Raw genomic sequence first — 20101 nt, forward strand, 5'->3', positions numbered from 1 at the left:
ATGTACAGCGCCCGGATTACTATACAACTTCTGATAACCATTCTCATTTTTAACGCATCCTGCCAGAACAAGCCAAAGCAGGAGACCAACGAAGTCGCCGTCGCTGAACAGGTTGACAGTGCCGCTGCTTTGGCAAAACGACCCGGTCCCGATGCTCCCCGATCGGCTGCTGATCGCCTGGTTCGGGCGCTTTACTTTGAGCATCAGAAAAAGGAGAACCCTTTTCGGGAAACAAAGGACCGTTCACTAGTTGAGCAGTTTTTTACCAAATCTACGTCAGACCTTATCTGGGCTTATAAAAAACCGCTCAAAGCCAATCTGCTGTTTAAGGTGCGGGATGAAGCCGTAAAAAAGACTTGGGTAGAACCAGCGGCAGTGGGTGGTTCGCGGGCAATTGTTTATACAACGTTTGAGAACAACGGTAAGGCGCAGGAAATCAAGCTGGAAATGCAGCAGATTGCCGGTCGTTGGCGGATCAATGATATGGTTTATCCGGACGGGTCCCGACTAACGCAGCTGCTCCAATAACGGAGAAATTATCACTCACAGCTCTAATTATTTTTAAAATACTTGTTGACAACCCGATAAAACAGTGTAATTTTGCAACTCCAAACCGGAAACGGGGTGGAAATTGTTCTTTAACAGTGCTTTTGGGGAGTTTCCAGAGTGGCCAAATGGATCAGACTGTAAATCTGCTGGCGTACGCCTTCGGAGGTTCGAATCCTCCACTCCCCACCATTAAAAACAAGCGGAAGTAGCTCAATTGGTAGAGCGATAGCCTTCCAAGCTATAGGTTGCGGGTTCGAGACCCGTCTTCCGCTCAACGGAGAGTAGTAAATAGCTATCGTTGCCGAGGCTATTTATTACGAGCTAAAGACTGTTAAAAACAAGCCGTTATAGCTCAGCGGTAGAGCACTTCCTTGGTAAGGAAGAGGTCCGGGGTTCAAGTCCCCGTAACGGCTCAAGACTTCCTAGTGAAGTCTTTTTGCGTATTAAAGCCGCATCACGATTGTGTTGAGTAAATACAGTTTTGTGCGGCTTGACTGACGTTCAGCGAGTTCATACAAAAACAAACAACAGTTCACAATAGCGTTTTAAAAACATGGCAAAAGAGAATTTTGACCGCTCGAAACCGCACGTAAACATCGGTACGATTGGTCACGTTGACCACGGTAAAACGACGCTGACGGCTGCCATTACGAAAGTGCTGGCCGAAAAGGGTCTGGCCGCAATTCGGGACTTCTCCTCGATCGACAACGCTCCTGAAGAAAAAGAGCGCGGTATCACCATCAATACATCGCACGTTGAGTACGCTACGGCAAGCCGCCACTATGCGCACGTTGACTGCCCGGGTCACGCTGACTATGTGAAGAACATGGTAACGGGTGCTGCTCAAATGGACGGTGCCATCCTTGTGGTAGCTGCAACGGACGGTCCAATGCCTCAAACGCGTGAGCACATCCTGCTCGCTCGCCAGGTAGGTGTACCTCAGCTTGTTGTGTTCATGAACAAAGTGGACATGGTTGATGATCCGGAGCTGCTCGAACTCGTAGAAATGGAAATCCGTGAACTGTTGAGCTTCTATCAGTTCGACGGTGACAACATTCCGGTTATTCAGGGTTCGGCTCTGGGTGGTCTGAACGGCGATGCCAAATGGGTAAAAACCATCGAAGAGCTGATGGACGCCGTTGATAGCTTTATCCCACTGCCTCCGCGTCAGACGGATCTGCCGTTCCTGATGCCAGTAGAAGACGTGTTCTCGATCACGGGTCGGGGTACGGTTGCTACGGGCCGGATCGAGCGGGGCGTTATCAACTCGGGCGAGCCGGTTGAAATCCTCGGTATGGGTGCTGAAAACCTGAAGTCGGTTGTAACGGGTGTTGAAATGTTCCGGAAAATTCTGGACCGTGGTGAAGCCGGTGACAACGTAGGTCTGCTGCTGCGTGGTATTGAAAAAACCGATATCCGTCGTGGTATGGTTATTTGTAAGCCAGGCTCAGTAACCCCGCACATGAAATTCAAAGCTGAGGTATACGTTCTGTCGAAAGAAGAAGGTGGCCGTCATACACCGTTCTTTAACAAGTATCGTCCGCAGTTTTATTTCCGCACCACCGACGTAACGGGTGAGATCTCTCTGCCTGCTAACGTAGAAATGGTGATGCCCGGTGATAACATCACGATCGACGTAACGCTGATCAACAAGATCGCTATGGAAAAAGGTCTTCGTTTCGCTATCCGCGAAGGTGGCCGTACCGTAGGTGCTGGTCAGGTAACTGAGATTCTTGACTAAGCAAGTAATTCAGAAACAAGTGCATTTCTTAAAGAGGTGCACTTGTTTTTTGAAATTATTTTGTACTTTTGCAGTCCGTTTCGGAAGCACGCCGTAACGGACTTTTTTTAAACGGTAGCTCCGCTACGGGTGTAGTTCAAGGGTAGAATAGCGGTCTCCAAAACCGTTGATGGGAGTTCGAATCTCTCCACCCGTGCCAATCCCTTACTTACAATGGACAAGTTTATCTCGTTTCTGAAAGCCTCCTGGGAGGAAGTTCAGCACAACGTGACTTGGCCTAAATTTGGCGACCTCCAGTCTAGCTCCACGCTGGTGCTGGTAGCATCGCTGATTTTTGCGCTATTGGTCGGGTTAATTGATTTAGTGTTTGAGAACGGACTGAACTTGTTCTATCAGTCATTCTAGTAAAGGTCATTCATTCGTCGTTTAAAGTCATTCATTGCGAAACAGAATGTAGAAGCAATGGTAATGAATGACGATTTAATGACAACAAATGACAACTAATATGAGCGGCATACAGTGGTACGTCATTCGGGCGGTGTCAGGGCAGGAGAAGAAAATCAAATCTTACCTTGATAACGAGATTATCCGGCAAAAGTTGGAAGAGGTAGTCCCGCAGGTTCTTATTCCTTCCGAGAAGGTCTACGAGATGCGGAATGGTAAGAAGCGTGTGCGGGAGAAGTCATTTTTTCCAGGCTACATTATGATCTCGGCTGACTTGTCCAATAATCGTGCGCTCGACATGATTCTGAATATGCCTGGCGTATTGGGATTTTTGGGTAACTCACAGGTAGGAACAACAACCAAGGTTCCCGTTCCCCTTCGTCAATCAGAAGTAAACCGGATGTTAGGGCGGATGGAAGAAGAAACCCAGGAAGTGGCTACCCCAACAGTTGCTTATCTAAAGGGTGAGAATGTAAAAGTAGTTGACGGACCGTTTGGCGGATTTATTGGTACAGTCGAGGAAGTATTCGACGACCGGAAAAAGCTGAACGTCGTCGTGAAGATATTTGGCCGGAGCACTCCGGTAGAACTCAGTTACGCACAAGTAGAAAAAGAAAGTTAGTCTTTGATTAGCTTTCAATTGGCCGGGCGTTCTATGCTTCCCTCTGAGAACAAACGGTCAAAACAGGTTGGTTTGCGGTGTTTGGAGAACTAGGCGGTATGTGACGACCAAATGTAATGCACTCATTGTAAATCGTAAATCAGTTTCACAATGGCAAAAGAAGTAGGTGGCTACGTAAAGCTGCAAGTCAAAGGCGGGCAGGCTAACCCCTCACCTCCGATCGGTCCGGCACTGGGTTCCAAGGGTTTAAATATCATGGAATTCTGCAAGCAGTTCAACGGCCGGACGCAGGATAAAATGGGCATGGTGTTGCCAGTTTTGATTACGTATTACAAGGATAAGTCCTTTGATTTCGTCATCAAAACGCCACCAGCACCGATTCTGCTGATGGAAGCAGCTAAGCTGAAAGGCGGCTCTGCTCAACCTAACCGCAACAAAGTCGGCTCGGTAACGTGGGATCAGGTTCGGACAATCGCGGAAACGAAGATGCCGGATTTGAATGCTTTTACGGTTGAGTCGGCAATGAAGCAGGTGGCTGGTACAGCCCGCAGCATGGGTATCACGGTGACGGGCGCATCGCCTTTCGAGAACAAATAAGACTTGCCCGAGCAAAGACAGAGATGGCTAAGTTAACGAAAAAACAAAAGGAAGCCCTGTCGAAGTACGACGCTGCTAAGGAATATTCGCTGCAACAGGCAGCCGAAATTCTGAAGGAGATTTCGTACACGAAATTCGATGCTTCCGTGGATATTGATGTTCGGTTGGGCGTTGACCCGCGTAAAGCCGACCAGATGGTTCGTGGCGTTGCTACGTTGCCGCATGGTACGGGTAAGACGGTTCGCGTTCTGGTGCTTTGCACCCCGGACAAGGAGAACGAAGCGAAAGAGGCTGGCGCTGATTTCGTAGGTCTGGATGATTATATTCAGAAGATCGAACAAGGCTGGACGGACGTTGACGTGATTATCACGATGCCGAACGTTATGGCTAAAGTGGGTCGCCTGGGTAAAGTGCTGGGTCCGCGTGGTCTGATGCCAAATCCAAAATCAGGAACAGTAACTCCCGAAGTTGGTAAAGCCGTTCGTGAGGTGAAAGCCGGTAAAATCGACTTTAAAGTTGATAAGCAGGGCGCTATTCACACAAGTATTGGTAAAGTATCGTTTCCGCCGGAAAAACTGGCCGAAAACGCGCAGGAAATCATCGCTACGCTACTACGCCTGAAGCCTTCGTCGGCAAAAGGTACGTACGTAAAGACAATCAATATGTCGAGTACGATGAGTCCGGGAGTAACGATTGATAAAGGTACGGTAGCCGGAGTATAAGCCATGAAACGCGAGGAAAAAGGAGCAATTATAGAGGAGTTGACTGGTAAATTCCAGAGCATCCCCTTCTTCTACATCACGGAAGCCAATGGCATGACGGTTGCTGAAGTCAACACGTTACGTCGGATGTGTTTTGAGCGCGGTATCGAGTACAAAGTGGTGAAGAACAGCTTCATCAAAAAAGCACTCGAATCCATTGACGGTGACTTTACGCCGTTAAACGATACGGTTCTGCATGGTCAGTCAGCGATAATGTTTCACCCTGACAACCAGAAAGCACCGGCCCAACTGATTAAGGAATTTCGCAAAACGAATGACAAGCTGCAACTGAAAGGAGCCTCAATCTCCAGCAGCCTGTTCATCGGAGCCGATCAGCTTGATGCGCTTATCGCACTGAAGAGCCGTGAAGAACTCATTGGCGAAATCATTGGCCTGTTGCAATCGCCTGCTAAAAACGTCATTTCGGCGCTGCAGGGTGGCGGTAATAAACTGGCCGGTATCCTCAAGACGCTGTCGGAGCGCGAGGAAGCAGCCTAATTTCTCCGACGTTTATTTTTCAACATTGTATCACAATCAAATAAGAATACTAAAATGGCAGATTTGAAAGCGTTCGCTGAGCAGCTTGTAAGCCTGACGGTTAAAGAAGTTAACGAACTGGCTGCTATCCTGAAGGATGAGTATGGTATCGAGCCGGCAGCTGCCGCTCCTGTAATGGTAGCCGGTGGTGCTGCAAGTGGTGGCGATGCCGCTCCGGTCGCGGCTGAGAAAACGTCGTTCGACGTGATCCTGAAATCAGCCGGTGCTGCTAAACTGGCCGTTGTGAAGCTGGTGAAAGATCTGACCGGTCTGGGCCTGAAAGAAGCCAAAGAACTGGTTGACGGCGCACCGAAGCCAGTAAAAGAAGGAGTTGCTAAAGACGAAGCTGAATCGCTGCGTAAGCAACTCGAAGAAGCTGGTGCTGAAGTAGAAGTTAAGTAAGCATCTGCTGAATGCATATCGCTCCAAGCAGGGGAGGCCAGGTGAACCATCTGGTCTTTTCCTGTTTGGAGAATTTTTGTCTATGCCCTTGCAAAAGACAAACTTATTTCTATTGCTTTCTGTTGACTATTTACGCCCCTCGGGTTGGGTGACACCTGGGGTCTGAATAGCCGCTTAGTTCGGGTGCCGTCGCAAATCTTCGCAACGCGCTCATTGAGAATCGGTTACGCAACTAAACAGAGTACAATCTTGGCTACAAACGCGAAAATCAGTACGCGCAAAAATTTTGCGACGATTCAGCCAGTGATTGGGTATCCAGACTTCCTGGATATTCAAGTAAAATCCTTCAAAGATTTTTTCCAGCTTGATACGCCTTCCAACCAACGGTCGGAAGAAGGGTTGTTCAAGGTTTTTCAGGAAAATTTCCCTATCTCCGACTCCCGCGAAAATTTTAAGCTGGAGTTTATTGATTACTCCGTTGATCCACCGAAATATTCGGTCGACGAGTCGATTGATCGGGGTTTAACGTATTCGGTACCTCTGAAAGCCAAACTGCGGCTGTCGAACAATGATCCTGACAATGAGGATTTTGAGACAATCGAGCAGGAAGTTTTCCTGGGGAATATACCATACATGACCGAAAAAGGCTCGTTCGTCATTAACGGAGCTGAGCGGGTGATTGTTTCGCAGCTTCACCGTTCGCCGGGTGTGTTCTTCTCTATGAGCAAACATACAAACGGTACGAAGCTATACTCTGCCCGGATTATCCCATTCAAAGGGTCCTGGATTGAGTTTTCAACGGACGTCAACAACGTAATGTATGCTTACATTGACCGGAAGAAAAAGTTTCCGGTGACGACGTTGTTACGGGCGATTGGTTTTGGCTCCGATAAAGATATTCTTGACCTGTTTGGTTTGTCGGAAGAAGTACCGGCTACGCCTGCCAATTTAAAGAAAGCCATTGGCCGTCGTTTAGCCGCACGGGTACTGCGCACATGGACGGAAGACTTCGTAGATGAAGATACGGGCGAAGTAGTTTCAATCAGCCGGAACGAGGTGCTCTTGGAGCGTGACTCGGCCATTTCGGTTGATGATATTGACACGATTACAGAATCAGGTCAGAAGTCAGTCATCCTGCATAAGGAAGACATGAACATGGCTGATTACAATATTATTTATAACACGCTGCAGAAAGATAGCTCTAACTCTGAAAAAGAGGCAGTGGAGCAGATCTATCGGCAATTACGGAATGCGGACGCTCCTGATGAGCAAACAGCGCGTGATATCATTCAGAGCCTGTTCTTCTCAGATAAGCGTTATGATCTTGGCGACGTAGGCCGTTACCGGATCAATAAAAAACTGGGTCTTGACATCTCGTCAGACATGAAAGTATTAACCACAGAAGACATCGTGTCGATTGTGAAATACCTGATTGGTCTGATCAACTCGAAGGCTGTTGTCGATGATATTGACCACCTCAGCAACCGGCGCGTCCGGACTGTAGGTGAACAATTGTACGCTCAGTTCGGAGTTGGCCTGGCGCGAATGGCGCGGACAATTAAGGAGCGGATGAACGTGCGGGATAACGAGGACTTCAAACCCGTTGACCTTATTAACGCCCGTACGCTGTCGTCGGTTATCAACTCGTTCTTCGGAACGAATCAGCTGTCGCAGTTCATGGACCAGACGAACCCGCTGGCCGAAGTGACGCACAAGCGTCGTATGTCGGCGCTCGGACCGGGTGGACTGTCTCGCGAACGGGCTGGTTTCGAAGTTCGTGACGTACACTATACGCACTACGGTCGTCTGTGTACAATTGAAACGCCGGAAGGTCCGAACATTGGTCTGATTTCATCGCTATGCGTATACGCAAAAATTAACAGCATGGGCTTTATCGAAACACCCTACCGGGTTATTGAGAACGGTAAGGTGTCGATGGATAAACCGGTGATGTACCTGACCGCCGAAGAGGAAGACACGCATTATATCGCCCAGGCTAATGCTGGTATTGATAAGAAAGGCAACTTCCAGGTTGATCGCCTGAAAGCTCGTTTTGAAGGTGACTTCCCAATGGCTGAACCTGCGAACGTAACCTTCATGGATATTGCTCCGAATCAGATTGTATCGGTGGCGGCTTCCATGATTCCGTTCCTGGAGCATGACGATGCGAACCGAGCCCTAATGGGATCGAACATGCAACGTCAGGCTGTACCGCTGCTTCGGCCTGAAGCCCCCATTGTGGGCACAGGTCTGGAAGGTCGTGTAGCCGTTGATTCCCGTACGCTGGTAATTGCTGAAGCCGATGGAGTTATCGAGTTTGTTGATTCGACCAAGATTGTCGTTCGCTACGACCTCGATGATGATCAGATTGCCGTTACGTTCGATGAAGATCGGAAGACGTACAATCTGATTAAGTTCCGTCGGACGAACCAGGATACGTGCATCAACATTAAGCCGACTGTGCTGAAAGGCCAGAAAGTGAAAAAAGGAGATGTTCTCTGCGAAGGTTACGCCACGCAGGCTGGTGAGTTGGCGCTAGGCCGGAACATGAAGGTTGCCTTCATGCCCTGGCAGGGTTACAACTTTGAGGATGCCATCGTAATTTCGGAGCGGGTTGTTCGGGAAGATATCTTTACGTCGATCCATATCGAAGAGTTTGAGCTGGAGGTACGGGATACGAAACGGGGTGAAGAGGAACTGACCTCGGAGATTCCAAACGTAAGCGAAGAAACGGTTCGTAACCTTGACGAAAATGGTATCGTTCGCGTAGGTACGGAGGTAAAAGAAGGCGACATTCTGATCGGTAAGATTACGCCGAAAGGGGAAAGCGATCCGACGCCGGAAGAAAAGCTGCTCCGCGCCATCTTTGGCGACAAAGCCGGTGACGTGAAGGATGCCTCGAAGAAAGCGCCCCCGTCCCTGAAAGGCGTTGTTATCGACACCAAACTGTTTGCCCGTCCAGCTAAAGAAGACCGGGGCAAGCACAAGGATGAGGTGAAAGCCCTGATGAAGAAGTACGGCCGTGAACTGAACGACTTCCGGGCCCGGATGATCGACAAAATGGTGGCTTTGCTGGATGGCAAAACAAGCCAGGGCGTCAAGCACAAGTTTGGTGACGAGATTGTCAGCAAAGGGGTGAAGTTCAGCCGCAAGAATATTACGGATAATCTGTTCCCGGATAAAAATCCGTACCGTGACGAAAGTGGGTACGCTGTTCCGGAGGAAGCTAACCTGTTGATTGACCTCAATTTGGATGCTTGGACGGATGACGATAAGCTGAACCAGATGATTGTGCAGTTGATCAAAAACTATAACAATCGTCGGAGCGAAATTACCGGTCGTTTCAAACGGGAACGGTTTACGCTTGAAGTAGGAGACGAACTACCAGCCGGTATCGTAAAACTGGCTAAAGTCTATATCGCCAAGAAGCGTAAGCTGAAAGTAGGTGATAAAATGGCTGGTCGCCACGGAAACAAAGGGGTTGTTGCCCGGATTGTGCGCGACGAGGACATGCCGTTCCTCGAAGATGGAACGAAAGTAGATATCGTCCTGAACCCACTTGGCGTACCAAGCCGGATGAACCTGGGCCAGATTTACGAAACCGTATTGGCCTGGGCTGGTCAGAAACTGGATCGGAAGTATGCGACTCCAATTTTCGACGGCGCTACGGAACAGCAGGTTGCTGATGAACTAGCCGAAGCAGGTCTGCCATCGTTTGGCCGGACATATCTCTACAATGGTCTGACGGGTGAGCGGTTTGATCAGTCGGTAACGGTTGGTATCATTTACATGCTCAAACTCGGTCACCTGGTAGACGACAAGATGCACGCTCGTTCGATCGGGCCGTACTCGCTGATTACGCAGCAGCCGCTGGGTGGTAAAGCGCAGTTTGGTGGCCAGCGGTTTGGTGAGATGGAAGTTTGGGCGCTCGAAGCCTTTGGGGCATCCAACATTCTGCAGGAAATCCTGACCGTGAAATCCGATGACGTAGTCGGCCGTGCGAAAGCATATGAGGCTATCGTGAAAGGTGAAAACCTGCCGAAGCCGAACATTCCCGAGTCGTTCAACGTACTCGTACACGAGTTACGTGGTCTGGCACTTGAAATTACACTTGAATAAAGTTAGTCATTCGATGTCGTTAGGGGGCGTTGATTGTCATTAGTTGTTTTTACAATGCGTGATGATCAATGACCACTAAATGATAGTAATGACAAGATTTTAACCTATAATCTCCAACCAATGTCGTTCAAAAAGAACAAGAAACTCAACAGCGACTTTGCCAGCGTGACGATCAGTCTGGCGTCGCCGGAGTCTATTTTGGAGAGTTCCTACGGCGAAGTGACGCAGCCGGAGACGATTAACTACCGGACCTATAAGCCCGAGATGGGTGGCTTGTTCTGCGAGCGCATCTTTGGGCCAGTAAAGGACTGGGAATGTCACTGTGGTAAATACAAGCGTATTCGTTACAAAGGCATCATCTGCGACCGTTGTGGCGTAGAGGTGACAGAGAAGAAAGTACGCCGGGAGCGGATGGGCCACATTGAACTGGTGGTGCCGGTGGCGCATATCTGGTATTTCCGCTCATTGCCAAACAAGATTGGTTATTTGCTCGGTCTTTCGACCAAGAAACTCGACCAGGTTATCTACTACGAACGTTACGTAGTCGTGCAGCCGGGTGTCAAGGCCGAAGACGGTATTAACCAACTTGATTTCCTGACCGAGGACGAATACCTCGATATCATTGACAAGCTGCCAAGCACCAACCAGCATCTGGACGATAAGGACCCGAACAAGTTCATCGCGAAGATGGGGGCCGAAGCGCTGGAAATGCTGTTATCCCGTCTGCAGTTAGACGAGCTTTCTTATCAGCTGCGTCACGCGGCTGCTACCGATACATCGCAGCAGCGGAAAGCTGAAGCCCTCAAGCGGTTGAAAGTCGTCGAAGCGTTCCGGGAAGCGAATGGCCGCATCGAGAACCGGCCTGAGTGGATGGTCATTAAAATGGTACCGGTCATTCCACCCGAACTGCGTCCGCTCGTCCCTCTCGATGGTGGCCGGTTTGCTACCTCCGACCTGAACGATCTGTATCGCCGGGTAATTATTCGGAACAACCGCCTGAAGCGTCTGATTGAGATCAAAGCGCCCGAAGTTATTCTGCGGAATGAAAAGCGGATGCTGCAGGAAGCGGTTGACTCGCTGTTCGACAACTCGCGGAAGGTGAACGCCGTTCGTTCGGAAGGTAATCGGGCGCTGAAATCACTGTCCGACATGCTGAAAGGCAAGCAGGGCCGTTTCCGGCAAAACCTGCTGGGTAAGCGCGTTGACTACTCGGGTCGTTCGGTAATTGTCGTAGGACCAGAACTGAAGTTGCACGAATGTGGTCTGCCAAAGGATATGGCGGCTGAATTGTTTAAGCCGTTCGTCATCCGGAAGCTCATCGAGCGGGGTATCGTCAAGACAGTTAAGTCGGCTAAGAAAATCGTTGACCGGAAAGATCCCGTTATCTGGGACATACTGGAGAACGTGCTGAAGGGCCATCCTGTTCTGCTGAACCGGGCTCCAACGCTGCACCGCCTGGGTATTCAGGCATTCCAGCCGAAGCTGATCGAAGGTAAGGCTATTCAGTTGCATCCCCTCGTCTGTACGGCGTTCAACGCTGACTTTGACGGTGACCAGATGGCCGTTCACGTGCCGCTGGGTCAGGAGGCAATTCTGGAAGCATCGTTATTGATGCTGGCTTCGCACAACATTCTGAACCCTGCCAACGGGGCGCCGATTACGGTACCGTCGCAGGACATGGTGTTGGGTCTGTATTACGTAACGAAAGGCCGTAAGTCAACACCTGAGTACCCGATCACGGGTGAAGGAATGACGTTCTACGGTGCCGAAGAAGTCATCATTGGTATTAACGAAGGTAAAATTTCGAAGCATGCCAATATCAAGTGCCGGGTAAAAGTTCGGGATGAGAATGATCAGCTGGTTGATAAAATCATTGATACCGTAGCGGGTCGGTTATTATTTAACCAGGCGGTACCGGAAGAGGTTGGCTATATCAATGAACTGCTGACGAAGAAAAAGCTGCAGCAAATCATTGCCCTCATCTTCAAAATCTCGGGTGGTGCACGGACGGCTCAGTTCCTCGATGAGATTAAAGAGCTTGGTTTCCAGATGGCGTTCAAAGGCGGTCTATCGATCGGTCTGAGCGATGTCATGATTCCAGAAGCGAAGCAGGGCCTTGTTGAAGAAGCAAAAGCTGAGGTACAGAGCGTTTGGGACAACTACCTGATGGGTCTGATCACGGAGAACGAACGGTATAACCAGGTTATTGATATCTGGACGCGCGTTAACTCCCGACTGACCGAGACGCTGATGAAGCAGCTCGAAGCCGATCAGGGTGGTTTCAACTCGATCTATATGATGATGCACTCGGGCGCCCGTGGTTCCCGTGAGCAGATTCGTCAGCTGGGCGGTATGCGGGGACTGATGGCTAAGCCGCAGAAAAACCTGCAGGGCTCCGTTGGTGAGATTATTGAGAACCCGATTCTATCGAACTTTAAAGAAGGTCTCGACGTACTGGAGTACTTCATCTCGACGCACGGTGCCCGGAAAGGTTTGGCCGATACGGCTCTCAAAACGGCCGATGCTGGTTACCTGACCCGGCGTCTGCACGATGTAGCGCAGGATGTTATCATCAGCGAAGATGACTGCGGTACGTTACGTGGTCTTCAGGTCTCGGCCTTGAAAGACAACGAAGATATCGTAGAGCCGCTGTCGGAGCGGATTCTGGGCCGCACGACAGTGCACGATATTTTCGACCCGCTGAAAAAAGACGCGGATAATCGGCCATTGAAACTGGTAGGCGCTGGCGAATTGATTACTGAAGAGATTGCCGCGGCCATTGATGAAACGAGCATCGAAACGGTTGAAATCCGTTCAGTGCTTACGTGTGAATCCAGGCAGGGCGTTTGCGCTAAGTGCTACGGCCGTAACCTGGCTTCGGGCCGCATGGTCGACATCGGTGAAGCTGTTGGTGTAATTGCATCGCAGTCTATTGGTGAGCCTGGTACGCAGTTAACGCTCCGTACCTTCCACGTCGGTGGTACTGCTTCCAACATCGCAGTTGACGCTTCGATCAAAGCAAAATTCGACGGTCTGATCGAGTTTGAAGAGATGCGAACAGTTGAGTCGGAGGATTCGGAAGGAAACCCGCAAACGGTCGTAATGGGTCGTTCGGGTGAAGTTCGGATCGTAAACCCGAATGATCGGAACGTTGTTCTGATCAGCAACAACGTACCTTATGGTGCATTCCTGCGGGTGAAGGAAGGTGATATGGTGAAAAAGGGCGACGATATTTGCGCCTGGGATCCGTATAACGCTGTTATTCTGTCCGAGCTAACGGGTACGCTAAACTTCGACGCTATTGAAGACGGTATTACCTACCGCGAGGAGTTCGACGAACAGACGGGCTTCCAGGAGATGGTGATCATCGAAAGCCGCGATAAGGCGAAGAACCCGGCGATTATTGTACAGGGAACAACGACCTTGTCGCTGCACCTGCCGGATGCTGACGCAGGCGGGCAGTTGCAGAAGAGCTACAACTTGCCGGTTGGATCTCGTCTGGTCGTGAAAGAAGGGCAGCAGATTAAAGCTGGTCAGCCGCTGGCCAAGATTCCACGTAACGTTGGTAAAACTCGTGATATTACGGGTGGTCTGCCGCGCGTAACGGAATTGTTTGAAGCCCGGAACCCGTCAAACCCGGCCGTGGTGAGTGAAATTGATGGTGTTGTCACGTATGGCACGATCAAGCGCGGTAACCGTGAGATTTTCATCGAGTCGAAAGACGGCACGAAGAAAAAATATCTCGTACCGCTGTCGAAGTTCATCCTTGTACAGGATAACGACTTCGTACGGGCTGGCGCTCCGCTGTCTGACGGTGCTATCACACCAAGCGACATTCTGGCTATCAAAGGTCCGACGGCTGTTCAGGAATACCTGGTGAACGAGATTCAGGAAGTATACCGTCTGCAGGGGGTTAAGATTAACGATAAGCACATTGAAGCCATTGTTCGGCAGATGATGCAGAAAGTTGAGATTATCGACTCGGGCGATACCAACTTCCTTGAAGGACAGGTTGTTGATAAGTGGGCATTCCGCGAAGAAAACGACAAGGTCCTTGACGCCAAGGTTGTTATGGACGCCGGTGACTCGGTTAACTTCAAGCCTGGTATGATTGTGACGAGCCGCCAGCTACGTGACGAGAACTCCAGCCTGAAACGCCGTGACATGGCTTTAGTGACCGTACGTGACGCAATGGCTGCTGTTTCGCAGCCGACGCTGATGGGTATTACGCAGTCATCGCTCGGTACGGATAGCTTTATATCGGCAGCATCTTTCCAGGAAACAACGAAAGTTCTGAGTGAAGCTTCGATTCGCGGTAAGCGTGACATGCTTGACGGCTTGAAAGAGAACGTTATTGTAGGCCACCTGATTCCGGCTGGTACAGGCATTCGGCGTTACCAGAACGTGATTGTTGGTTCGAAAGAAGAACTCGAAACGATCACGGAATCGCGCGAACAATTTGCCCGGAGTAAGAAGCGGGCCGCGGTTTAAGGCTTGCTAACTGTTTATAAAAAATGGCCTGGTCAGAAATGATCAGGCCATTTTTTATTAAAAGAAGGCTGAGGACCTTTACAGGTTCAGTTACTATAGTTCAGCGAAGTGTTCTAAATCAGAACAAATCTGTGAGGTTATAGCTTATAAAAACTGAAATCAATCGCTCTTCAAAAAATATGCAACTTAACGCTGGCTGTGAGCTTTCGTTTGAAGCCCAGGGGCCAACACCTTTAATCCTGATGTTACGGCCGCGCTCGGGAGCCGGACAATGGATAATCCGCGAGGAATACCAGATCATTCCAGCGGTCAACGTAACCGAATTTACGGACATGTATGGCAATCTCTGTCAACGCGTTGTAGCCCCCGAAGGCCCTTTTTCTATTCACTTTTCGGCGACTGTACAAACGTCCGACCTCATTGATGTGTCGCCGGGGGCTCCCTATACGCCGGTAGAAGATCTGCCAGATGATGTATTGCACTATACGCTTCCCAGCCGTTACTGCCAGTCTGACCAGTTAGGCGATCTGGCGGCCGAGGTGACTAAGGACATGGAACCTGGATATGATCAGGTAGAAGCGATACGACGCTGGATTCATGAAAACGTAACCTACCAGTACGGCACCAGCGACGCCAGCACATCGGCGGTTGACACAGCCGACAAAAAGGTCGGCGTTTGCCGTGATTTTACCCATCTGGGTATTTCTCTCTGCCGTGCGCTGAATATCCCTGCCCGAATGGTGGTCGGGTATTTACACCAGCTCGACCCAATGGATCTGCATGCCTGGTTTGAGGCTTACGTAGATGGCCGCTGGTTTACGTTCGATGCAACGCAGGAGCAACCCCGCGGGAATCGAATCACAGTGGCTTACGGACGTGATGCTGCCGATGTGGCTTTCACAACACAGTTCGGTCCAATGTCTCTGAATGATATGAAAGTCTGGGTTGAAGCTGCGGAAGAACCAGCACCCGAAAAAAAGGAAACGGATGTTCCAACCCTTTCGTCAACGGTCGGGTCTAATGATCAGGTTTAATCAGAACATTGGCTAATGACCTTACGACTCCTGCTCTGTGCTATGTTAGCTACTACCGCAGCCTGCCATCGGTATAGTGATGTCCGACCCAGCCCGCTGACGTTAGCTGACGAAGCTGCAGGAGTGTACCAGACAAATGTTTACCTGGATCCGGCTTATATAGCAATGCCGGCCAACAAACTTCCTGCCGTTGAGCTAAAAGCAGAGTCTGACAGTACAGTAACTTTGATGTATACAAAGCAGTATCCGAACAAAGTTGTGCAGCGTATTGCTCATATTGGCTTAAATAGCCAAATGGAAGTTATTCAGCTTACAGTTGCCGGTTTAAACATTGGTTCGCTGCAGAAAGACAGAGTTTTCACAAACTATGGAATGGAAAAAACAGGAAAGGTTTTGCGGCTTTCTGTTGCCAGTCCTCTGCAAGAAAATCTTGGTTTTACTGGATATAGAACCACCAATTGAGTAGAGCAAGAAAAGCGCGGCACCGTTGGGTGTCGCGCTTTTTTTATGTGGTTAAACCAGTTTACCGAACTGCAAATTCGCCAGTACCGATCTTAAAGCCTTCCGAATACAGTTCAACTGTATACTTTCCGGGCTTATAAGGAATACCACGAGTATACAGCAGTTCAACATTCTGGCCATTGCTCGTATAATTGACCGTTTGCTTGGTCGTGTAAATGGTCTCATTACCATCGACCGTAAAGGTTCCCGAACCATTAGCCATATCAGAAACTACCGCGCCCTGAGGGTCCAGTACCCGTACATATACGTCCTTGGGCTCCTCTTTGGTTAATGGGTTATCCAGCAGCGTATAGACCAGTTTGATTTTGTCCAGTCGGCGAGCTTTATAAGCGTCATCTTCTTTTACCTTGCCTTTCGAGTTTACAGCCAGGACCTTAATATTCTGAGCTTTTAAAGCAGCTGCGCGGGTTACCTTAGTAGAAAGATCCTGATTTTGAGAAACCACGGTCGACACGGAATCGGCCAGACGCTGCCGCTCAGTTTTTAAGCCTGTGTTCTCTTCATCGAGAACTTTGACATTTGTCGCCAGTGTTACGTTCTCACGCTGCAGGTTGGCAATCAACGTATCTTTTTCAATAAGGAAAGCTTCATACTGCTTAATCTTGGCTTCGTATTTAGCCAGCGATACCCGGTTGCCGCGACGCAGCGATGCTTTATCCTGTTCTAACTGTGCCTTTACTTTTTCCAGCTCCGTAATATCGCCACCTAGCTTCTGTACTTCAGCAATTTTAGCATCAAGCGCCGTTGAAATTGAATCAAGTTTTACACGTGTGGTTGAAAGTTCTTCCACCCGCTCAGAAATGGTCACTTCCTGGTTCTCGGATACCTTTTTCTGGTCAAAATACAGATAACTCGACACCCCGGCCAGACCTGTCATAATGATTAGGGCCGCCAACAGAGCACCGTTTGTTTTTGACTTTTGCGGACTGTTCTCCATAGTAATTTTCAGTTTAACGATTGAACATGCACAAACTTTAAAAAAGCCGCTTTCGCGGTTGTGTAGAGGTTGTTACATCTGATAAAATTAAGTTGGTTAAGAATGTTCAGGACCAGTGAACAAGCCCGTTTTTAGACCGGGCATAATTCCGAAACGAATCAGCCTGGCTATGTATTGCCCTGAACAACCGCCTACCGTTTAAAAAAGTTTCCCGCCAATTGGCTGATATATAATAGTATAGACTATTGGGTGTGGCTCAATAGGGTAAAGATATGTTTATACTTTACGTGAAAACCATTGCTTCTGGTCTACAAAATAGACCGAACAGGCGCGTAACATCTGAGCGTACGAAGCGTTTCTCAAAGAAAATAAAAACGGATGCCAGAACTTCCTGAGGTCGAAATCCGACGTCAATACCTCGAAACATCTTCGCTCTATCAAGCTATTGAGCATATTAAAGTTGAGGATAAAAAATTATTAACAACTGATTATGCTACGCTGAGCAGTACACTTATTGGCCGTTCGTTTACCGGAACACGACGAATCGGTAAAAATCTGTTTGTTTTCACCGACCAGCCGGACGTAATTGTGCATATGCACTTTGGAATGACGGGCGATCTGGAGTATTATCATTCCTCCGTCGATCGACCGCGTTTTGCCCGAATTGTATTTGAGTTCAGTAATGGCTTTAACCTGGGGTTTCTGTGCCCGCGTAAATTCGAGCGGGTTGGTTTAGTAGATAATGTCGAAGCGTTTCTCCAGCGAAAGAAAATTGGAAAAGATGGGCTGGACATTTCACTCGATCAACTAACGGAGCGTGTCCGAAGTAAAAAGTCGCAGATCAAACCTGTTCTTCTCGATCAGAGCGTAGTTGCCGGTTTGGGCAACTGGATCGTTGATGAGGTGTTGTTTCAGGCCTACGTTCATCCTGAGCAACGCGCCAACACGCTCAATAATGAACAGATGCTGCGGCTTCACGAAGCAATTCGGCTTGTGCTCGAAACTGCCATCCGCTACGAAGCCACCTATCGCGACTTTCCGAATAGTTTTCTCATCCATGTGCGCGAATGGGACGATTCGCCCTACGACGATGTGGAAGCGCACAAGTACTGTCCCCGTTGCCAGACCCGAATTGAGCGCTCGGTAGTGGGTGGACGCACCACCTTTTTTTGCCCTAACGAGCAGGTTATAGTCTAATTCCGGTCTATAGATCCTTTATATTACCAAAACCAATTACGTCCCGGTACACAGGATTATCGCGCAACTCGGTAGCACGCATCAATTTGTCCATACCGAATTTCGTTTTTACGTCGTATAGCGTTTGCCGGAGCTTATCCTTACGCCGGTCGTTGCCGAATAGGCTCAGTGGAACCAGTTCAGCCAGAATAAACCGGAAAACCACCACCGACATAGAGCGTAGATGTTGGTTCAGCACAGGCTCACAGTGATGAGTTTCCTGAAACTTATCCAGGCGCTGGCGGATAATCTGGTAGAGTTCCGGTCCGTCCTGTTTGGGCTCTGGCAGCCGGACCTCGTAGTTATACGTCTTGCCGGAATTATAACGGCACGAAAACGACATTTCCTGACAAAAAACACCCTGGCGCACCATCCGCCGTTCGAGCGTTAAACATAGTGATTGCAAAAGTTCATCCAGACGCTCAGCGGAGTGCCGCTGCTCGGAAGAAATAGTGCGCATAGCCGACATGCTTTTATAAGTATCCTTTGAATCTAAGTCGACCTCGCCACCAAAGTTTAACCGAAGATGCCAGTGCCAGCCAATGATGCTTTTACAGACCGCCCGTAAGTGCTCAGGAGAAGCGTAACGAAGTTCGAGCGGAGTATGAATACCGCCGGCTTCAAGCCTGACGGCCATACGCTGGCCAATGCCGGGCAAGTCGGTCAGACAAAGTGAACCCAGAACCTCATCAATCGTTTCAGGGGTAATTATTGTCAGACCGTCGGGTTTTCGGATGTCCGATGCCAGCTTCGCCAGAAACGCATTGGGGGCTATGCCAATTGAACAGCGCATGTAATCACCGACGTCGTTTCGAATAGCGGCTTTAATGTCCAGGGCCACCTGCTGCATATCCTTATAGACATACTGGTAGTTAGTCAGGTTAACAACGGCCTCATCAATACTCTTTGGCACGACCTCATCCGAAAATTTCCGGAGCACCTTAATGACTTTGACATGGAACTCCCGGTAGCGGCCCGGATGAGTTTCAATAGGCACTAAGTCCGGACAAATTACGATGGCTTCATCCAATCGCATACCGGTTTTCACCCCCCGAACTTTCGCTTCAATGGATGGTGCAATCACGCAGCCTTGTCGACCTGTATAGACACACACACCTACTGGGCGGCCCCGCAGCCAGTAATTAACCTGCTGTTCGCAGGAAGCAAAGAAGCTGTTCATATCGACAAACAGTACCGTTGGAAGAGTATGAGTAGAAAGTCGATTACGATTCATTACACTATTGAATAAAAAGCCGTTGGTATACGCATGTTCAATGAGTATTTATTGTAGTTTTGACCTAATACAAATGCAATATATTTTAGTTGTATTATAATTGCTAACTATCCATACTACAAGAATGGAAAAATGTTCGGAAAAAATTAACGACACCATGAGCATACAGGATCGTCTGAAGCAGGTTTTTGATGCGTTAGGCATTACGATCTATCAGATCGCCAAAGAGTTAGGGGAGAACCCGTCGAAGTTTTACAATATTCTCAACGGTCGTGCAAAACCATCGTACGACACGATTATGAGTTTGCTGGCGTGTTACCCACAAATCAGTGCCGATTACCTGATTCGGGGAACGCTACCGGTGCTGAACTCGCCCGAAGCCAACGCTATAATAACAAGCACCGAAGATGACACGTTGGAAATACCATTTGTGCCGGTACGTTTCTACGCGACGTTTGTAGAAAGTTATGCTGATGGTAATGGCATGCGGGATGCGGAGCCATTCCGGGTACGTAAGTCGATAGTAAAGGGCCACAAACAGGCGGTTGTGCTGGAAATTTCGGGGAATAGCATGAGCCCGCAATTGGCACATGGGGCCAAAGTTCTGGCCGTACCGGTTAATGAGAGTGACTGGGAATACCAGTCGGGGGGAGTTTATGCGGTCATGTATCGCGATTATTTTGTAGTTAAACGCATTCGTGACAACGAATTGCTTACCCGTAAGTACCTAACGCTCCATTCGGATAACCCTAACGGCGGAAACGTAACAGTTCCTCTACAAGACATTCGGGGCCTCTGGAAAATTGTTATGATTGTAGAGGCTCCAGTCGAATAGAGACAGTTTACTCCTAAAAAGACGGCTTATGATTCTACAA

16 protein-coding genes and 4 tRNA genes are annotated in these 20101 nt (G+C 49.1%); 18 read left to right on the forward strand and 2 right to left on the reverse strand.

Annotated features, from left to right (window positions below):
* The 16 genes from HNV11_RS00235 to HNV11_RS00310 all read left to right on the forward strand — a co-directional run bounded on the left by HNV11_RS00235 (position 1) and on the right by HNV11_RS00310 (position 15759).
* Positions 1–528 carry a hypothetical protein gene (locus HNV11_RS00235; RefSeq protein WP_171737751.1) on the forward strand — a complete coding sequence of 176 codons (528 nt, stop codon included), beginning with the start codon at positions 1–3 and terminating at the stop codon, positions 526–528.
* Between the two features lie 124 nt (positions 529–652).
* Positions 653–738 (forward strand) — tRNA-Tyr (locus HNV11_RS00240).
* Positions 739–748: 10 nt separating this feature from the next.
* Positions 749–821, forward strand: a tRNA-Gly gene (locus tag HNV11_RS00245).
* Between the two features lie 69 nt (positions 822–890).
* Positions 891–962 (forward strand) — tRNA-Thr (locus HNV11_RS00250).
* Between the two features lie 140 nt (positions 963–1102).
* The gene (gene tuf, locus HNV11_RS00255) at positions 1103–2290 is read left to right on the forward strand and encodes an elongation factor Tu (RefSeq protein WP_171737752.1); all 1188 of its coding nucleotides are present in this window, start codon (positions 1103–1105) and stop codon (positions 2288–2290) included.
* 125 nt (positions 2291–2415) lie between these two features.
* Positions 2416–2489, forward strand: a tRNA-Trp gene (locus HNV11_RS00260).
* A gap of 14 nt (positions 2490–2503) precedes the next feature.
* Positions 2504–2695 carry a preprotein translocase subunit SecE gene (gene secE, locus HNV11_RS00265; protein WP_171737753.1) on the forward strand — a complete coding sequence of 64 codons (192 nt, stop codon included), beginning with the start codon at positions 2504–2506 and terminating at the stop codon, positions 2693–2695.
* A 100-nt stretch (positions 2696–2795) separates the two neighbouring features.
* Positions 2796–3356: a transcription termination/antitermination protein NusG gene (gene nusG, locus HNV11_RS00270; protein WP_171742012.1), complete on the forward strand. Its 561-nt coding sequence runs from the start codon at positions 2796–2798 to the stop codon at positions 3354–3356.
* Positions 3357–3506: 150 nt separating this feature from the next.
* Positions 3507–3953 (forward strand): 50S ribosomal protein L11, encoded by a 447-nt coding sequence (rplK, locus tag HNV11_RS00275; RefSeq protein WP_171737754.1) that lies wholly within the window; start codon positions 3507–3509, stop codon positions 3951–3953.
* A gap of 23 nt (positions 3954–3976) precedes the next feature.
* Positions 3977–4675: a 50S ribosomal protein L1 gene (gene rplA, locus HNV11_RS00280; RefSeq protein ID WP_077923679.1), complete on the forward strand. Its 699-nt coding sequence runs from the start codon at positions 3977–3979 to the stop codon at positions 4673–4675.
* Positions 4676–4678: 3 nt separating this feature from the next.
* Entirely contained in the window at positions 4679–5212 is a 534-nt protein-coding gene (gene rplJ, locus HNV11_RS00285) for a 50S ribosomal protein L10 (protein WP_171737755.1), read from the forward strand.
* Between the two features lie 54 nt (positions 5213–5266).
* A complete protein-coding gene (rplL, locus tag HNV11_RS00290) occupies positions 5267–5653 on the forward strand; it encodes a 50S ribosomal protein L7/L12 (protein WP_171737756.1) in 387 nt (128 codons plus the stop codon).
* A 249-nt stretch (positions 5654–5902) separates the two neighbouring features.
* Positions 5903–9772 carry a DNA-directed RNA polymerase subunit beta gene (rpoB, locus tag HNV11_RS00295; RefSeq protein ID WP_171737757.1) on the forward strand — a complete coding sequence of 1290 codons (3870 nt, stop codon included), beginning with the start codon at positions 5903–5905 and terminating at the stop codon, positions 9770–9772.
* A 120-nt stretch (positions 9773–9892) separates the two neighbouring features.
* Positions 9893–14263: a DNA-directed RNA polymerase subunit beta' gene (gene rpoC / locus HNV11_RS00300; RefSeq protein ID WP_171737758.1), complete on the forward strand. Its 4371-nt coding sequence runs from the start codon at positions 9893–9895 to the stop codon at positions 14261–14263.
* Positions 14264–14442: 179 nt separating this feature from the next.
* Positions 14443–15297 carry a transglutaminase-like domain-containing protein gene (locus HNV11_RS00305; protein WP_171737759.1) on the forward strand — a complete coding sequence of 285 codons (855 nt, stop codon included), beginning with the start codon at positions 14443–14445 and terminating at the stop codon, positions 15295–15297.
* Positions 15298–15339: 42 nt separating this feature from the next.
* Complete coding sequence (locus HNV11_RS00310) at positions 15340–15759, forward strand: hypothetical protein (protein WP_171737760.1); 420 nt, start codon at positions 15340–15342, stop codon at positions 15757–15759.
* A 61-nt stretch (positions 15760–15820) separates the two neighbouring features.
* On the opposite strand, the gene HNV11_RS00315 is transcribed toward HNV11_RS00310, so the two are convergent.
* Positions 15821–16756 (reverse strand): hypothetical protein, encoded by a 936-nt coding sequence (locus HNV11_RS00315; RefSeq protein ID WP_171737761.1) that lies wholly within the window; start codon positions 16754–16756, stop codon positions 15821–15823.
* 378 nt (positions 16757–17134) lie between these two features.
* Between HNV11_RS00315 and HNV11_RS00320 the strand changes: the two genes are divergently transcribed.
* Complete coding sequence (locus HNV11_RS00320) at positions 17135–17953, forward strand: Fpg/Nei family DNA glycosylase (protein ID WP_171737762.1); 819 nt, start codon at positions 17135–17137, stop codon at positions 17951–17953.
* A gap of 7 nt (positions 17954–17960) precedes the next feature.
* Here the strand turns inward: HNV11_RS00320 and HNV11_RS00325 are convergent, their stop codons facing one another.
* Positions 17961–19226, reverse strand: a complete 1266-nt coding sequence (locus HNV11_RS00325) for a DNA polymerase Y family protein (RefSeq protein WP_171737763.1) — start codon at positions 19224–19226, stop codon at positions 17961–17963.
* A 124-nt stretch (positions 19227–19350) separates the two neighbouring features.
* Here HNV11_RS00325 and HNV11_RS00330 point away from each other — a divergent pair, with 124 nt between their 5' ends.
* Positions 19351–20061, forward strand: a complete 711-nt coding sequence (locus tag HNV11_RS00330; RefSeq protein WP_171737764.1) for a LexA family transcriptional regulator — start codon at positions 19351–19353, stop codon at positions 20059–20061.
* Positions 20062–20101 lie beyond the last annotated feature (40 nt).

The sequence above is a fragment of the Spirosoma taeanense genome (genome assembly GCF_013127955.1).
GTDB lineage: Bacteria > Bacteroidota > Bacteroidia > Cytophagales > Spirosomataceae > Spirosoma > Spirosoma taeanense.

Bases quoted from the DNA above. Each gene is read 5' to 3' on its own strand.
- nusG (WP_171742012.1), top strand. From the start codon at position 2,796: ATGAGCGGCATACAGTGGTACGTCATTCGGGCGGTGTCAGGGCAGGAG.
- HNV11_RS00330 (WP_171737764.1), top strand. From the start codon at position 19,351: ATGGAAAAATGTTCGGAAAAAATTAACGACACCATGAGCATACAGGAT.
- rplK (WP_171737754.1), top strand. From the start codon at position 3,507: ATGGCAAAAGAAGTAGGTGGCTACGTAAAGCTGCAAGTCAAAGGCGGG.
- HNV11_RS00310 (WP_171737760.1), top strand. From the start codon at position 15,340: ATGTTAGCTACTACCGCAGCCTGCCATCGGTATAGTGATGTCCGACCC.
- rplJ (WP_171737755.1), top strand. From the start codon at position 4,679: ATGAAACGCGAGGAAAAAGGAGCAATTATAGAGGAGTTGACTGGTAAA.
- rplL (WP_171737756.1), top strand. From the start codon at position 5,267: ATGGCAGATTTGAAAGCGTTCGCTGAGCAGCTTGTAAGCCTGACGGTT.
- HNV11_RS00315 (WP_171737761.1), bottom strand. From the start codon at position 16,756: ATGGAGAACAGTCCGCAAAAGTCAAAAACAAACGGTGCTCTGTTGGCG.
- tuf (WP_171737752.1), top strand. From the start codon at position 1,103: ATGGCAAAAGAGAATTTTGACCGCTCGAAACCGCACGTAAACATCGGT.
- HNV11_RS00235 (WP_171737751.1), top strand. From the start codon at position 1: ATGTACAGCGCCCGGATTACTATACAACTTCTGATAACCATTCTCATT.
- rplA (WP_077923679.1), top strand. From the start codon at position 3,977: ATGGCTAAGTTAACGAAAAAACAAAAGGAAGCCCTGTCGAAGTACGAC.
- rpoC (WP_171737758.1), top strand. From the start codon at position 9,893: ATGTCGTTCAAAAAGAACAAGAAACTCAACAGCGACTTTGCCAGCGTG.
- HNV11_RS00305 (WP_171737759.1), top strand. From the start codon at position 14,443: ATGCAACTTAACGCTGGCTGTGAGCTTTCGTTTGAAGCCCAGGGGCCA.
- HNV11_RS00320 (WP_171737762.1), top strand. From the start codon at position 17,135: ATGCCAGAACTTCCTGAGGTCGAAATCCGACGTCAATACCTCGAAACA.
- secE (WP_171737753.1), top strand. From the start codon at position 2,504: ATGGACAAGTTTATCTCGTTTCTGAAAGCCTCCTGGGAGGAAGTTCAG.
- HNV11_RS00325 (WP_171737763.1), bottom strand. From the start codon at position 19,226: ATGAATCGTAATCGACTTTCTACTCATACTCTTCCAACGGTACTGTTT.